Annotated in this window: 10 protein-coding genes and 1 tRNA gene; 4 read left to right on the top strand and 7 right to left on the bottom strand. The window is 56.3% G+C overall.

What is annotated here, in order from left to right; all coding sequences use genetic code 11:
- The first annotated feature begins 117 nt into the window (after window positions 1-117).
- Both Poly51_RS22165 and Poly51_RS22160 read left to right on the top strand, forming a co-directional pair.
- The gene (locus Poly51_RS22165) at window positions 118-1,410 is read left to right on the top strand and encodes a hypothetical protein (RefSeq protein ID WP_146460220.1); all 1,293 of its coding nucleotides are present in this window, start codon (window positions 118-120) and stop codon (window positions 1,408-1,410) included.
- 133 nt (window positions 1,411-1,543) lie between these two features.
- Window positions 1,544-2,809 carry a polysaccharide biosynthesis/export family protein gene (locus Poly51_RS22160; RefSeq protein WP_186775722.1) on the top strand — a complete coding sequence of 422 codons (1,266 nt, stop codon included), beginning with the start codon at window positions 1,544-1,546 and terminating at the stop codon, window positions 2,807-2,809.
- Window positions 2,810-2,923: 114 nt separating this feature from the next.
- On the opposite strand, the gene Poly51_RS22155 is transcribed toward Poly51_RS22160, so the two are convergent.
- Entirely contained in the window at window positions 2,924-3,553 is a 630-nt protein-coding gene (locus Poly51_RS22155; protein WP_146460219.1) for a BON domain-containing protein, read from the bottom strand.
- 235 nt (window positions 3,554-3,788) lie between these two features.
- Here Poly51_RS22155 and Poly51_RS22150 point away from each other — a divergent pair, with 235 nt between their 5' ends.
- A complete protein-coding gene (locus Poly51_RS22150) occupies window positions 3,789-5,687 on the top strand; it encodes a DUF3352 domain-containing protein (RefSeq protein WP_146460217.1) in 1,899 nt (632 codons plus the stop codon).
- A gap of 77 nt (window positions 5,688-5,764) precedes the next feature.
- Window positions 5,765-5,837: transfer RNA gene (locus tag Poly51_RS22145), tRNA-Lys, on the top strand.
- Between the two features lie 153 nt (window positions 5,838-5,990).
- Here Poly51_RS22145 and Poly51_RS22140 read toward each other — a convergent pair.
- The 6 genes from Poly51_RS22140 to Poly51_RS22110 form a co-directional block, all read right to left on the bottom strand.
- Window positions 5,991-8,081 carry a polysaccharide lyase 6 family protein gene (locus Poly51_RS22140; protein ID WP_146460214.1) on the bottom strand — a complete coding sequence of 697 codons (2,091 nt, stop codon included), beginning with the start codon at window positions 8,079-8,081 and terminating at the stop codon, window positions 5,991-5,993.
- 258 nt (window positions 8,082-8,339) lie between these two features.
- Window positions 8,340-9,281 carry a PEP-CTERM sorting domain-containing protein gene (locus Poly51_RS22135; RefSeq protein WP_186775721.1) on the bottom strand — a complete coding sequence of 314 codons (942 nt, stop codon included), beginning with the start codon at window positions 9,279-9,281 and terminating at the stop codon, window positions 8,340-8,342.
- Between the two features lie 337 nt (window positions 9,282-9,618).
- A complete protein-coding gene (locus Poly51_RS22130; RefSeq protein ID WP_146460210.1) occupies window positions 9,619-11,580 on the bottom strand; it encodes a hypothetical protein in 1,962 nt (653 codons plus the stop codon).
- Window positions 11,581-12,269: 689 nt separating this feature from the next.
- A complete protein-coding gene (locus tag Poly51_RS22125; protein ID WP_146460208.1) occupies window positions 12,270-12,956 on the bottom strand; it encodes a thioredoxin family protein in 687 nt (228 codons plus the stop codon).
- Between the two features lie 177 nt (window positions 12,957-13,133).
- The gene (locus tag Poly51_RS22120; RefSeq protein WP_186775720.1) at window positions 13,134-13,601 is read right to left on the bottom strand and encodes a hypothetical protein; all 468 of its coding nucleotides are present in this window, start codon (window positions 13,599-13,601) and stop codon (window positions 13,134-13,136) included.
- 159 nt (window positions 13,602-13,760) lie between these two features.
- Window positions 13,761-14,264 (bottom strand): hypothetical protein, encoded by a 504-nt coding sequence (locus tag Poly51_RS22110; RefSeq protein WP_146460205.1) that lies wholly within the window; start codon window positions 14,262-14,264, stop codon window positions 13,761-13,763.
- Between the last annotated feature and the right edge of the window lie 778 nt (window positions 14,265-15,042).

Below are 15,042 nucleotides of genomic sequence, written 5' to 3'. Positions count from 1 at the left end.
CGGTATGGATGCAACGATGATCGCGGTTAAGTTTGGCAGTGATCCTTGATCTGACGATCCGATCTGTAAGGGATGTGGGCATGGCGCGTCTTGCCCCCTTCACTTGGGATCGGAAATATGAAGACCAAACAGAGAAACCATTCACATCGCCGCCTGATCACTTCGGTACTCTTGGCCGGGATCGGACTGCCGGCCATTGCGGCGGATCGCGACTTGTCCAAACCGACGCGACTGCCCTCGGTACTAACGGAATCTGCGTCGTCGCAATCAGCGTCGCCGATGACTACGCCGCCAATAAACACCGGCGTTCGAAACGCATCCTCCAATACCGACGCGCGTCACCAACGCCTGCCCGCGGCGCAGTCGCAAGCGGACGACGCGATGGCGGTTCCGACACGTTGGTTGCGATCGACGACATCGAATGCGTCCAGCGAAGCCGCACGTCGGATGATCGCCCAAGCAACCGCAGAATACAATTCGCACGCTTGGATGTCCGCCGAAACGTCCGCGTGGGAAGCCATCCGCCACGCCTCCGCAGCGGTCGACTTATCGACCCAAGAACACGGTTACGCAATAGCGGGGTCAACGCCCACCGCCGCGAAACATTTCACGATGGCGAAACAAGCCATCATCGAAGCACGCGACTTTGCCGGATCCTACGGCCCCGTGGATGACGCCGCCATCCGACGCATCGCCCGCGGCCACAGCAGCGGATTGATCCGTCTTGATTCGACTCAGACACTCAAAGCAAACGAAGCGACAGACCAGTATCTCGATTTCGCTCGGACCAACCTGGCGGTCGTGGCAAAGGCCAGCACCGATGCCGCCCAGGCAATGGATCTGTTAGCGGCGATCTACTTAGAGCGTGCCGATTCAAAAACGATCCCCAGCGGTACGGCTTTGTGTTTGCGTCGCGCCGCGTTGCAGGGACAACCCAACAACCCGAGCCTCGCTTCGCGACTGGGCATGCACTTGGCGGACATCGGCTTGAACGATGAAGCACGCTGGGCGCTCGAACACTCTTTGTCGTTCGAGTATGACCCGCCAACGGCACAAGCCTTGGTCGCGGTCATGCGATCGACGGGCGACGCGGCAGCCGCAAACCAATGGATCGCAAAACTTGATTCCGCCGCTGACGCTAGCTCTGGTCAGATCAAGATTCCCGAAGTCGTCGAATTGTCGCCCACCGAATTTGCATCCGTATCGAAACCCGTCATGCCGCGACCGGCTAACACTCGCATGGTCCCCGGAAAGTTGGCCAGCGCGAAAGTCAATCGTACGGGCGAAACGCCCGACACGATACAGCCGTTTGCACCCGAGCCGTCGATGGTAGACGCCAACGACATCGATCCCGCAAAGAAACCCAGCATCATCCGACGATTCTTGGGCGTGTTCAAGAATCCTTGGTAACCATAAAAACGTGGGATAGGCTTCCAGCCTGTCATAGAGAACAGCCCAAATTGACAGGCTGGAAGCCTATCCCACGCTTGTTCGACGGCCACCCTTGCGGCCGAAAACTCAATCTCGGATTCGGTATTTGCAGATGAACGTTTCACAACAATCACAACGACGGTACATGCGAGATTCACTTGCTCTTGTTGCTTGCGTCATCGCCATCAGCACGTCGCTTGCGTTTCCGCATGTTGTCGGTGCACAGCAGATTGCTGAATCAGTGTTGGACCGCGCGGACGCTCGGATCATGGAACTGGGTCAGGATCCCGTCGCACAGTCTTGCGGATGCCAGAACACACCGGGCGGATACCCGTGCGTTGGCGGATGCCAAAAGTGCATGATCGGCGTCGATTGCCAGGGAAATTGTGGGGCCGAAGCGCGCTGGCGCGACATCCGTCCGATGCCGTTCGATTCCTATGGTCCCGGTGGTTACGCCGGTCCTTCGCGGTTCGCCCATCTGGGTGAATATCGATTGCGACCCGGCGACAATATCCAGGTGCTGTATCTGATCACAAGACGGCAAAAGGTCGGCGAGTATCGGCTGACACCCGGCGATGAAGTGCTGATCGAATCTGGCACGGACGAGGACCTGACACGCGGTACTCTTGAAAACGGATTGCTGGTTCAACCCGACGGTACGATCACCGTTCGCATGCTGGGACAGGTCCACGCGGCAGGTCTTACGGTATCACAGCTTCGCGAAATCCTTGAAGAGGAATATTCGAAGTTCATCAAACAACCGGCTATCGACGTGACGCCCGTGAAGACCAACACACTTGCCGAAGACATCCGCAACGCGGTGGGCGGACAAAGCGGATTCAATCAACAAGCCATCACTGTCCAGGTAATGCCGGACGGAAAGATCCGGCTGCCGGGAATCGGCGAAGTATGCGTGCAAGGATTTTCGTTGAATCAGCTGAAACGCGAAATCAACTTGCGATACGGCGAGATCGTTGTCGGAATCGATACCGAGCCGATCCTGACCGAGCAAGCGCCGCACTTCGTCCACGTGTTAGGACAAGTGAACTTGCCCGGGCGAGTTCAACTGGAAGCACCAACGACGATCCTTGGCGCTATCGCATCGGCGGGTGGGCACCAGCCAGGTGGAAACTTACGCCAGGTCGTGATTTTCCGTCGCGCCGAAGACTGGCGATTGATTTCGACGGTTCTCGATCTTCAGGGCGCGGTCTTGGGGAAACGCCCATCGCCAGCTGACGAAATTTGGTTGCGTGACGGAGACGTGATCATCGTGCCAGACAAGCCGATCACGCGTTTCAACAACTTCGTTCAGCAAGTATTTACGGACGGGCTCTATCGAATCTTCCCCGTCCAATACACCAGCCTGACCGACCTGTAGACGAGATCAAGAAGGTGGCGTTGCACGCGTAACCGGACTCGCCACAGTTCGGTTCCTTGGACGCGACGGAATCTGCCGACGGCAACTCCCTGCAATGGAATCGGTGCTGGGGTCCTAAGGCTGGACGACAACGCGGTTATCGACGCGTCGAACGCCTGGTTCCAAACGCAACAGCAACTCGCTCATGCGTCGATCGCGTTCGCTGCGAACAGTGCCCGTCACGATCGCTGTTCCGCCGTCGAATGTCACGCCGACGCCTCGGACACCCGCGCGGCTGGGCGCGGCCTGCAATCGGTTGTTGACGTTCCGTTGCACGGACTGGCTGGCAACCCGATTGACTTCAACGGCCGATCGCAATCGAGTGCGAATGATCGGCGTGGTGGATTGAGAGTTGGCGTTATTGTTGCCGCCAAACAGGCCGCCGAATCCGCCGAGCCCTCCAAATCCGCCAAAGCCACCACCGCCGCCGCCGGCACCAACCGGTGTTGCAACGCTGAGCGAACTGAATCCGGCGCCCGTCTGTCCTGTCGCCCCGACTTCGGCACCTCGCTCGACGGCTGAGAACGCGGTATCCACATCAAGCGTACCAATTGCCCCCGGCGTCGCTGCGCCAGTATTGGTTCCCGTTGCGGTGCCCGTGTTGGTTCCCGTGTTCTGCTGGGCGTGAACGTGACCACCGTCGCCCCCAACAAATGCGAATACGATCAAGGCAGTGACAGCGGAAAAGGGTGCTTTGATCGACATCTGCGTGAAAACTCCGAGCGGGCGTTGTAAGCGGTCCAGTACGGTGTACTTTAACCGCGCCGATCACAACCGGTTTCGGCGATCTGTGCGATCGGATGGGAAACGACAATGTTTTTCCTGTCTCGATGCCAATCTGGATCCAATTGTATCGAATAGCACAAAGATCCGTCGCCTTCGGCTAATCTATGTCGGGATACGGTTCCGTCGCCAACGATGCTACTTTGGAAATTTCCCCATGTGCTTTCGCCGCTGTCTCGCCTTCACCGCCCTGGCCATCGGGACCGCGTTGGCATTGCCGCATCCGGCTGCCCAGGCCCAAGAATCAAGGTCGCAAGCAGAGCCCGTTTCCACGACGCCCGGCGCGCCACGATTGCTCCCGCAAGACACTCTCGCCTATATCCGGCTGGACAACGCCAGCGATCTGCGTGTTGATGCGGCCAATTCGGCGATGGGAAAGATGTTCAACGATCCGGCGCTTCGCCCGTTCGTTAGCGACGTTTATCAGTCACTTGCCGAACTGTTTCAAATGGTCGGCGACCAGCTCGGCTTGACGCTCGACCAAGTCTTGGCGATTCCGACCGGGCAAGTCGCCATCGCGGCAATGCCTGGGAACCTGTCGGAGGAACAGCTTGAGCAAGCAGAGGCCGACGCCGGAGACGAGTCGCCCGACGCGATCCGCCGTCGCATCGCGCAAAAACGAAGGCAACAAAACTCTTTCGCTGGGATAGTGGTCATCGAAGCGGGCGAGAACATCGAAGACCTGATGCAAATCGTCGATCGTGTCGAATCCAAAATCACAGAATCAGGCTACGTCCGCCGCACATCGTCGATCGACTCGACCACGTTGGTCCGTTTGTTGCCGCCGCGAATGGGGCGACCCGAGATCGAGTACTTCGTCCGCGATGAAACGCTGGTGATGGGAATCGGTCATGCGACTGCATCGAAGGCGCTCGATCAATGGATCGACAAGAGCGACGAACCCACGTTGGCGGAACGCGCCGACTTTACATCCGTCATGTCGCGATCGATCGGCGCAGAAGATACGCGGCCACAAATCACCTTCTTTGTCGACCCGTATCACGTGGTCGAACGTTTGGTCAAACGGGGCGGCGCCGCCGCGTTGGTTTGGCCGCTCGTCGAAGAACTTGGGATCGCAAAAATTCGTGGAATCGGCGGAAGCTCTTTTCGCGGAGGCGAAGACTTTGAAGAGATCAGCCATTTGCACATTTTGATCGATCCTCCACGCGACGGCTTCTTCGGCGTGTTGCGACCACAGACCGGCGAAACAACACCACCGGATTTCGTTCCATCGGACGTGACCAGTTACACATCGATCCACTGGGACTTTGCAACAACGTACGAGAACTTTGGCAAGGTGTTGGAGAAATTCCAGGGCCCGGAACCGCTGAAGCGTTTCATCGAAGACCCTGCGAAGACTCGAATGGGTATCGATGTCCAGGAAGAAGTCGTTGACCAGTTGACGGGTCGTTACGTGACGTGTCGTTGGATCCAACCGCCGATCAAACTGAACAGCCAAGTGCAATTGCATGGCTTCGAGCTGAAAGATCCGACGAAAGCGAAAGCGACGATCGCCAAGATGCGAGAACGATCGCCGGGAAAAATCGAGGTTGCCACGGTCGCCGGCAACGTGATCTACCTTCCCAAGTCGGGTGGCGGTCGAAACATGCCCGAGGGACTGCGAAAGCCCGAGCCGTGCTTCACCGTGCTGGGGAACTGGCTGTTGATCAGCGACGGACGTGAGTTTGTGGAAAGAGTCTCGATGGCGTCTTTCGGATCGTTACCGCGATTGATCAGCGTTCCCGAGTATGAACTTGTGTCGAGCGAGTTGGGCGGCAAGCTGGACGGCGAAAACCCGTTCATGGTGTCGTTCCTACGAAGTTCCGAATACATCCGCCAGTTTTACGAACTGGCCAAGGCACCCGATACGCGTCGATTTTTGCAGAAGCAGGGCGAGAAGAACCCGATGGCGGCAAAATTGGCCAGCCTGTTGCAAAAGAACGAACTCCCGCCGTTCGAGAAATTCGAGAAATACTTCGCTCCCAGCGGCACATTCGCGTACGACGAACCTTCGGGAATGCACCTCGGATCGTTCACACTGAAAGCAGCCGAATAAAGTCGTGAACCCACGTTGCCGTGTCGAGAGAAGTTGTTAAAATCCCAACTCGCAGGACAGGAAAAGTCCTGTCCACCGCCCCTATAGCTCAGTCGGTAGAGCAAGTGACTCTTAATCACTGGGTCCTAGGTTCGAGTCCTAGTGGGGGCACTGAGTAGCAAGTCAGCCAAAGCCGATTGAAAAGATCTCCTTTATCGACGGGGATCTTTCCAATCGGCTTTTTTCGTGCCTTTGGATTTTCTCTACTGGCCTGCGGTTTTGCGACTGCGTTTTCAGTTTGCAGTCACTTGAATCGCTCAATGATCAACGCGGGCTTTGCTGGGCGGCGGAGTCATTGGCTCGACGTCGACGGGTTTGAATGGCCCAAGCCAGTCCCGCAAACAGTACGACACACGCGCTAGGCTCGGGCACCGCCGTTGTGAACAAGGCGTCCAGTTGTGCGCCGGTCAGCGCCGAGTCGACATGGAACACGATGGCGTCCAGCTGGGTTAGGCCTTCGCGCCGACCCATTCTGAATTCCAGTGGCATCCCCACGTTTGAAGCTGTGATTTCAAAGGTGCCGCCGATCTCCCAGCGGAACTGGCCGTTGTTCGTTGTGGACTCACTAAGTGTCGGGTCGGTGTTGAAGTCATCCGGCGCAAACAGAGAATCGGATGAGCCGTTGAATCCGCGCGCTCGGTAATAAGCGGTGTATGTCTCGGCTTCGGCAAACGAAAGGGTGTACACGGCAAGCGTGTCATGAGGACTCGTTGCCAGATCGGTGCGTCCGCCCGACGGAGCTTCGATCGCGAAACCTCCCAGCGCAGAATCGTCGGCCACCGTTGTCCAAACGCGACCGTCGCCATTGGGGTCCGTCACAACACTGAAATCTTCGGCCTGAACCGCAAAGTAAGAACCGGTTGGTCGGACGATCACCGTGTTCCAAAGTGTGCCAACGTCGGCAGCGGTCAACGGCATACGCACGATCTGCGCGATGGAGTATTCATCGGCGCCAATATCGGCCACGCCAATGCGGGCCTGGCCATCCATGTCGGTTGCGAAGGACACCGCCGTGCCTGCGTCAATCGTCGGGCTGCTGGCGGTCGGCCGCATCAGACCGTCTGGCCCCTGCACCAATTGCGGGTCGACGGTCATGATGCCGGTCTGGTCAGATTGCTTTGACCCGAGCGACGCACCAAAGGCGATGTTGTTCTGCCACGTCCAGCCTGCACCCGCAACACCTTCGAATAGCGGGGTTGGGGATGACAGATTCGTATAAAACAGATTGTTTTTGAGCGAAACGTTTTCGGCCAACAACGACTGACTTCCGCTGCCCAGGCCCCAATCAAACGTGACCGCCGCAGCTTTCGGATTCACAATCGAGTTGTTGCTGATTTCGACGTTGTTGACCTGCTTGTATCCGTTCAGCGGTGTGTTGGGGACGCCCGCAGTGATCGAGATCGCGCCATCGGCACGGTCGTCGACGTTCGAAATGTAATTGTTAAAAATCTTGTGATCTTCACCGATCACGCGGACGCCACCTGAGCCGTCTTTGTTGTTGCCAAGAATAAAGTTGCCCTCGACCGTCGCTCGGTCGCCGTGACGCAGTGTCAGTGTTCCTGCCGATTCGCGGATCGTGTTGTAGCGATAGATGTTGTCGTTCGACTTGTTGGAAATGATCTCGATCTCACCATCAACCTTTTGAAAAAGGTTGTTTTCCACCACAACACCTGCGTTCGTATTGCTGGTGGCGCTATCGCCGATCCGGATCGTCTCGTATCCGTTGTTGGTGCTGCCGACTGGGCGATCAGCGAAATAGTTAGAGTCAATGCGGTGGTTGGCCGCCTGGCCACTGGTGAGCCAGGCCACCATGGTAACTCCCGAGTTACTTTGACCTTGAAACGTGGAGTGGTCGACACGATTGCCTTGCCCATAAAGCGAAACCCAAAACGTTCGGTCGGTTTCCGATGGTGCGTTATAGTTCTTGATCTGAGTATTGGTCACACGGCTGTTATTGGCTGCGCCATTGGAACCGGTGAACCGGATAACGTGCGAACCGTCGGCCGGCGTTCCACCCTCAAAATTCAATCCATCAACGACGAGGTAGTTTCCAGAGATAGACAGATTGGAGGTGCCGGTAAGCTTCACTTGCCCGGCGGTTTCAGCCCGCAACGTGATTGCTGCTGCCGCGGTGCCATTCTTTCCGGTGAAGTTGATCGCTTGGTTGTGCCAATTGCCGTTGTTGGCCATCACGAGCACATCGCCGGGTTGAGCGTTTTGCATTGCGGTGGTGATTTCCGCCGCTGACGACACCCAATAATCGGCCGCAAACGTGTTCCCACCTGGAAACGCCATGGCCAAGCCAAAAACCCAAGTCACGATACCCGACGTGTGACTCGAAACGTGTTTCATCATTTATCCGTCCTTGAAAGCCTTACGGCACCTTTGAATCGACGATGCAAAGAATTGTTTTGGGTGTGGGGTAACGTTTTCGAAAAGGGAAATGCTTTTTCAGATCAACGTTTTTCGCTGCTATTTGATGGAAACTGATGTGATTGCAGCCTCCCCGTTGATCGCTTGTTCCGGCAAGAAACGGAAGAACGTAGGCTACGAAAAATGCCCGGCGATCCTGTGATTGCCGGACATTTCAAATTCAAGAGAGTGGATGACGATCTATTTGCGACGTCGTACGAAGCGGACCACGCCGCCCAGGCAGCCCAACATGAGTAAGGCCAAGGAACTTGGTTCGGGGACAGCCGTCGTCGAGAACTCTACCCTGACGTTGTTGAAAGCGATGCCGCTGTCTGGGACGGAAGCGTCGTTGATGTTGCCGAAGACATTCGAATTCACATGAACGCCGAAGAAACCAAAGTCGGTCACCGGTGCGCCTGAGTAGGTGCCGTCATCGATCACCGTGTAAGTATCGCTGCCCAGAATGGCAGTCATCTGGGTGCCGGTGGCGACCAGTTCAAAAGAGAGTAGGCCTGTGTAGGTAGTGTTGGGCGCGAACGAGTAACCCGCGTCGGGGCCGGACGAGTCGACTTGGACAAAACCGCTGGTTGTACCCAACAGTCGGCCCGTCGCGCTAGCGCTGTCGAGTTTGCGGAACTGGAAGTCCGATGTTGCATTGGGTGCCGAAGAGGGCGACACATCCATATCCACCATGTAGCCGGGCATATTAAGATCGACGTTGGGCGAGCTCGAACCGACACTCAAGTCTTGGCTGACGCCAGCAAGCGTCGCCGTGGGATTGAACATGCCGACACGGAAGCTGCCTGTGGACGCGCCGATCGTGGAGGGAGTCGTGAACGTGTACGTAGCCGTGATCTTGTCGCCGATGTTGGAAAGCGACTGAGCCGTGAACACTGTGTGGATCCCACGACCCGACGTTCCGGTGGCCATTCGCAACTGGTTGTTGGTAAGCGAAGGGCTCTCGAAGGCCGACGTCGTGTTGGTGGCGTACCAATTGGTGTCGTCGGTGCCGGTTTTCGCACGATCGTTGTCAGCGAAACTGTCATCAACGACAACAACAAGGGCTGCCTGGCCAGAACCAGCAAGCACAGTCGCTGCCAAAACTACGAACAAAGACAGAAAAGAGCAACGTTGAACAATCATGAAAGTGTCTCCCGATCCAGACCAAGGATGTAATAGAAACCGTGGTAATTTCATAGCTATTAACCAGGAATAGTCTCCGTAGTCCGCGAAAGCAACCGTTAGCGTGCGAATTTAGGCAAAATGTCCGGAATAAGGCTGCTGGGAAAAGAGAACTGAGAGTGGCGGTCCGACTCTGTTGGGAAAGCGGGTTAAAGAGAGGAAGAGAGAGGAAGATCGATACGACGGTTGCTCGTCTAGTTCTGCGACGGCGGTTGGTGCGTGAAGACGCGCGGATCGACTTGAGCAAATCGGGCCGCATGTATTTGGATCGCCGAAACTTTTTTGATCAGTTGTTTTATCAGTTGGTACTGCGTTTGCTCCCGCCTTGTCGGATCTTTTTTTGTGCTTGTTCCAATCTCGCAGGCCACCTAAACCGCGGGGACCGGGAAGGATCGAAGCCCGCAAGATGACCAGTAAGACGTGTTCCGGGCTTGGTGTAGGCAAGGATTGTCGCCCCAAAGACTTCTTCACAAATCGATGCTAAGCCGGCATCGTATTCCTGCAGGTCTTTCCGCGTGTCGACATGATTGTGGTCATGATCCGGGGGCCGGTTGTTATTGAACCAAGACTGCACCCCTTCAGCGAAATACTCCGCGTGATTGGATGACGCGTACTTCCCCCTCCACAATCCCCGAGCCATGGCGTGATCGTAGGTCTGCTTCAGCCGATCATCAAAAGTTGCATCCAACCGGACCATGCCTCGCAAGTGAATATTGTGAGCAAACTCGTGAATCAAGATGCTCTCCTGTGAGTAGGGATCACCGGGGAAGGCGAGCAAATTTTCTTCGCCACATGAGCAAACCGCATCCATCTTCGATCCACCTAGGCCTCTTGCCCGCGCATCCCAGAAGTCTTTCGGACGCATGCGAGCATACTCGGGTATGTCCGTTGTGAATTCACTGTGTGCCATGACAACCATTCTCGAACCGCTGGCAACCATTGCCTGTCGGATGTCTGGCCGGTGGGCCAACATCATGTCGATTATATAGGCCGCTTCCTTCAGGGCGTAGTCATTCACGCCCGCCGATGCGACAATCGGATAGCCATTTGCATCGACGTACTTACGATAGAACGATTTCACACCCAGCGATGCCGGTGGTGTTTCGACACGGTACTTTGAAGATTGATCGGTCGACGGTTGACGAGCAACGGGTCGTCGGTCACCTAGTTCCCAAACTTCCGTTAAAACCTCAAACATGCCAGGGTCGTGCTTCTTGAGTTGTGCTCGATCAAACGGATAGAAATCGTTCTTCCCAAAAAACGCCTCCGATGATTCGGCGAAGTACTCTTTGTGATTGTTCATTCCGTAAGCACGCTCGGTCTTGCCATCATGCCGTTCAACCGCTTCATAGCTCCCGCTAGCGTTGGCACGTTCGTATTGAGCCTTGATCTTCGCGTGGTCAAAGCCAAGCATTTGATGATGAAAGGCATGAGCAAGCTCATGCAGGATCATCATTGGCATACGAAGATTCTCTTTTTCGAAGATGCCGATGTTCGTCAGTTCCACACATTCAGCCAACTCTGCGGGACGACCAACCTTTCGTAGCCAACCTTCACTGGGGTGATACTCGGCGGTCGGTCGCACTCCTTCGTACTCTGGTGACATCCAGATGGGCACGCATCGAATCCTTGGAAGCACGCTGGACGGCACGACTTCGCTGATCGTCTTGAGCTGTTGGGTCAGTAGCTCAATTGCTCGTGCCGTCTTGTCAGGCTGGTTTTGCAGCAAACGATCACTGATGCGAACCGGCCAGCCCTCGATCACGCGAGTGCGATACCCCGCGACGGCCAATCGTGGATCGTCGCTCCTGATCAACGCCGCGTCTAGCTGTCGGCGTAGTAACCGCTTCACATCGGTGTAGCCCTGATCGCTTGACACATTGTTCAATTGCTCCGGATCTTTGTTCAGATCGTAGAGTTCCTCTTCCGCATGTTTACCGAACGAGAGTTGAGCAAACTGCTTGACATCGTCGAGAGCGCGATTGAGGCGCAGAAACTGTTTGGCCGGTGACGGATCGATGTTGAAAGGGAAAGCGCCTTCGTCTCTCGGCCATGCCATCGTCGCGAAATCGTACTCAGGGTTGTGACCATCGACTTCGCCAGTCGGCCATTGGTCGGGATCAAAGTTGAGGATGTACAGATAGTCTTGCGTTCGTATCGCACGTGAAGGGTACGAGTAGACATGACGTTCCATCCCGGTCAGGGCAAAACTTCGCGTCGGATCAATCTGACCAGACGCTTTTGACTCGAGCAGCGGCATCAAACTTCGATCCGGCAGGGAAGCGACTGACCGAAGCGATTAATTTGGCACGACGAATGAAGTCTCCAACACGGTTGCAGTTTGCACCCCGAAAGTCTGAGCGTTGCCGGATCGGGACGGCGACGTTTGCAGCGGATCGCCACTGAACCGAAACGTTTGCAGTTTGAGCCCCGATGTAGTCTCCAACACAGACGGAGTCGCCGCCGAGGGCATCAGGGCAGGATGCCCGCAGAAAAAACGACGGAGGCAGGATGCCGTAGGTCACTTCGTGAAAGTCGGACGCCGCTTGTAGCGTACACGCCAGCCGACCGAAGCGATTGACGTTGGAAGCTCGCTTGCGTTAGCGGTCGGCAACCGCCGCCCGGCATTACGCTGCACCACGGCTCATAGGCCGTGGACCACGCTGGATTGCGGAGCCGACGCGAGACGTGTCCGCAGTGAGGGACGAACGTAGGCCACGTGCAGCGGCGGCGGAGCAGGAACGAAGCCTTGGAGGGAGCGACGTTCCGCAAACGATCGTCGTTGCCACTCGAAGAATGAACAAAGCTCGACGATCGTTTGCGGTACGTCGCGACCGGATTCTCCATCGTCGTGAAGAATGCTCCAACGGTGAAACGGCTGCGCGATGCGGCTCCCAAGCCGCATGACAGGGACAGGAGTTTTCAGGCGACCACTACTCAGGATCGACCCTACCGGCCCTGTCGCGTGGATGGCGATCGTTTCTTCGTTGTTCGGCGTCGTGCGGTTCGTTTCTTCGTTCTTTTGGTGGGCTGTCGCCGTGAACGTGGTTTATTCGCTGGGCATCCTTCGCCACCGTCGCTACGCAACTTGCGTAACGCTCGATAGATAAAGAACAGCCACGGGAAGATCACCGCGATTCCGCCCGATCCGAAACCGAGCCACTTTCCGAGCAACCACCATGCGAAACGGCTCTTCGCTTCGTCGATGCGATCTCGGATCGGGCCTCGGTTCCAGCGACGTGGATTGTTCCAGGGATTGAAATCGTCTGCTGGCTCCGTTTCATCGGGTTCAGTTTGGTTTTCGCCGAATCCCCAGCGATCGAGAAACGCACGCAAGCGGTCGCCGCGAAGCAGGCCGCTCGACGTGCCTTGCAGCTTTCCGTCCACGAACACCATCAGCGTTGGTGTCGTTCGCACTTCGTAGCCTTTCGCATTCACCCGCTCGATGTCGATTGTTTCGTAGCGAACATCGTTTGGAATGGATTGCTTTTGAAGTTCGCACGGCTGACAACCTTGGGAAGTGACGAGAATCAGCCGAGTTGACGATTGCCAGAGCGGAATCGCATCCTCGGGTAGATCATCATCGAACTCCGCGACTTCGCCTCGCAGGAACGACCGAACGGCGGCGGCGTTCATCGCCAGTCCGTGACCGTCGCCGGTTCGCCAAGCGACGACGCCAATCGCCCAACGGAAGGTTTTTACGACACCGCCCTAAACGAAGCGAGCAATGCCTGAACTACGAAAGATTCTACCATCGGATGGAGGCCTGAACAAACGACAGCGGTGTGCCGAAGGCCTAGCGTAAAAACCATGTTAGGCGACCGGTGCATCACCATTTCGTTCGGCGTCTGTTAGATATTGCGCATCGGATTCTATGATCGGGCCGGAGAGCGTCTGAGTAAAACCCGGTGATTCAAATGTCATTTCACCATCAGGCCAGTTGACGTTGATTGCCCAGCGGAATGAATTGCAGCCATTGTCAAACGAGATCGGTTCGCGCTCAATGCCATCAAGTGAAAACGGCCCCATTGACGCGGTTGGCGTAGCGTAGTCGAGAGCCAGACGGAGCGATGTTACGTCCCGGAACACGAGCGACGCTGGTGCGATGCGAAAACGGAATGCACCACCCTTGGCGGCAGGGGGCACCCATTCGAGAATGTAGTCGAGGTCGAGCCAAAGATCGCCGACGCCGTGCTCGCCTTCAACGATGCGAAATCCGTGGACATGGATGTCGTGCCAGCCAAGTGAGTCGAAGTCGGTTTCAGTCCACGTCGAAGTCACGAACTACTCTACGGCTAGGTCGCCTAACGGAAGGTTTTTACGACACCGCCCTGAACGAAGCGAACGATGCCTGAACTACCGAAAATTGTACCAAGGCCAGCCCGCGTTGCCAAAGTTGGAAGGTGTGCCGCAGGCCTAGCGTAAAAACCATGTTAGTGGTCACGGGCCATCAGTTTTGGGTGTGAGGCTGCGGTAAAACGATTGTACGAGCGTTGCGATGTGTGGCCCGGGTAATGCAAGTTGGGCAGCATCCATTCCGGCGCAGTTGAATTGCGAGAACGCGCACCATCCGTCGACTCCATTTGCCACCGTGACGACGCACCATGTACCGTCAAGTACGAAATGCTCGACATCAACGAGGGTGGCTGGCGTGATGTCAGACAAGGCCGCCAGCAATGAGGCAGTCTGTGAGTCGGTTAGTAAAGTAGAAACGGGCGAATCAACCGGATTACCCTCCACGTCCATCGTTGCGTCACCATCGACGACGATTCGAGTGCGCGCCCGATACCACATTGCGGATTCGTCCAGAGTGATGATCCAGTTCGGCGGCGTATGTGAGTCGAGCATTGCCTGCGTCGATTTCATAGCGACGCGGATGGAGTCACGATATTCAGGCTCGAAGTCAGATTCGGCGATCCATGGATGTTCGAGCGGGGTCGGCATCGGTGAAAACTAGTGACCACTAACGGGAGGTTTTTACGTCACCGCCCTGAACGAAGCGAGTGACTCTGAGTTACGAAAGATTGTACCAATGCGAGGGCCCGTTGCCAAAGAGCCAAGGTGATCGCGGGTTTGCACCAGTGGGAACGTGACCGAAGCGATTGACGTTGCGCACCGAAAGACTCTCCAACGACGACAGCCGCGACTAGCGTAAAAACCATGTTAGCGGACGCGTTGAATCGCCAAAACAGCCTCCATTTCATGAGACTTGCAAGCGGACTGCGCAATCGAGTCACCACATTCGCGGCCATTGGCGCAATTCGCGGGCAGACCATCGTGACCGATTGCCCGCTAATGGCGCGAATCATCGCGAATGTAACGCGCGCCGCTTCGCGGTGACAATCAGCGCACCGACCGCGCGGGATCCGGCAACCAACCTGAGAGGACGTCGGATCGCCGAACGACCAAAGCGCCGCCGAAACGAACAACGTCAATGCTCCGAGGGCAGTCTCCAATCCGTGCGCCCCGCCCGCGCAACGAAAAACTAGCGTCCGCTAACATGACTTTATGCGACACACCCTACCAAAAGGGCGGGTCAAAGATGTCGCATCGTGGACTTCAAGGCTAGCGGATCGGAACAGAAAGGGCAATGTTTTTGGATCAATTGTCTCGGGTGAGGTGTATTGGCATAGCCGAACGGATTCCTTGCTTTCAAACTGACGGAGCGTTCCGAGAACGCCAGCGAACGAATGCCCGGTTAGCAGCCTGTTGAACAAGGAAT

Origin of the sequence: Rubripirellula tenax (assembly GCF_007860125.1) — a bacterium.
GTDB classification, from domain to species: domain Bacteria; phylum Planctomycetota; class Planctomycetia; order Pirellulales; family Pirellulaceae; genus Rubripirellula; species Rubripirellula tenax.
This window is presented reverse-complemented; position numbering and strand designations above follow the sequence as displayed.

Coding starts and splice junctions, on each gene's coding strand:
- Poly51_RS22130 (WP_146460210.1), bottom strand. CDS start 11,580: ATGCCGCTGCTCGAGTCAAAAGCGTCTGGTCAGATTGATCCGACGCGA.
- Poly51_RS22165 (WP_146460220.1), top strand. CDS start 118: ATGAAGACCAAACAGAGAAACCATTCACATCGCCGCCTGATCACTTCG.
- Poly51_RS22135 (WP_186775721.1), bottom strand. CDS start 9,281: ATGATTGTTCAACGTTGCTCTTTTCTGTCTTTGTTCGTAGTTTTGGCA.
- Poly51_RS22150 (WP_146460217.1), top strand. CDS start 3,789: ATGTGCTTTCGCCGCTGTCTCGCCTTCACCGCCCTGGCCATCGGGACC.
- Poly51_RS22155 (WP_146460219.1), bottom strand. CDS start 3,553: ATGTCGATCAAAGCACCCTTTTCCGCTGTCACTGCCTTGATCGTATTC.
- Poly51_RS22125 (WP_146460208.1), bottom strand. CDS start 12,956: ATGAACGCCGCCGCCGTTCGGTCGTTCCTGCGAGGCGAAGTCGCGGAG.
- Poly51_RS22110 (WP_146460205.1), bottom strand. CDS start 14,264: ATGCCGACCCCGCTCGAACATCCATGGATCGCCGAATCTGACTTCGAG.
- Poly51_RS22160 (WP_186775722.1), top strand. CDS start 1,544: ATGAACGTTTCACAACAATCACAACGACGGTACATGCGAGATTCACTT.
- Poly51_RS22140 (WP_146460214.1), bottom strand. CDS start 8,081: ATGATGAAACACGTTTCGAGTCACACGTCGGGTATCGTGACTTGGGTT.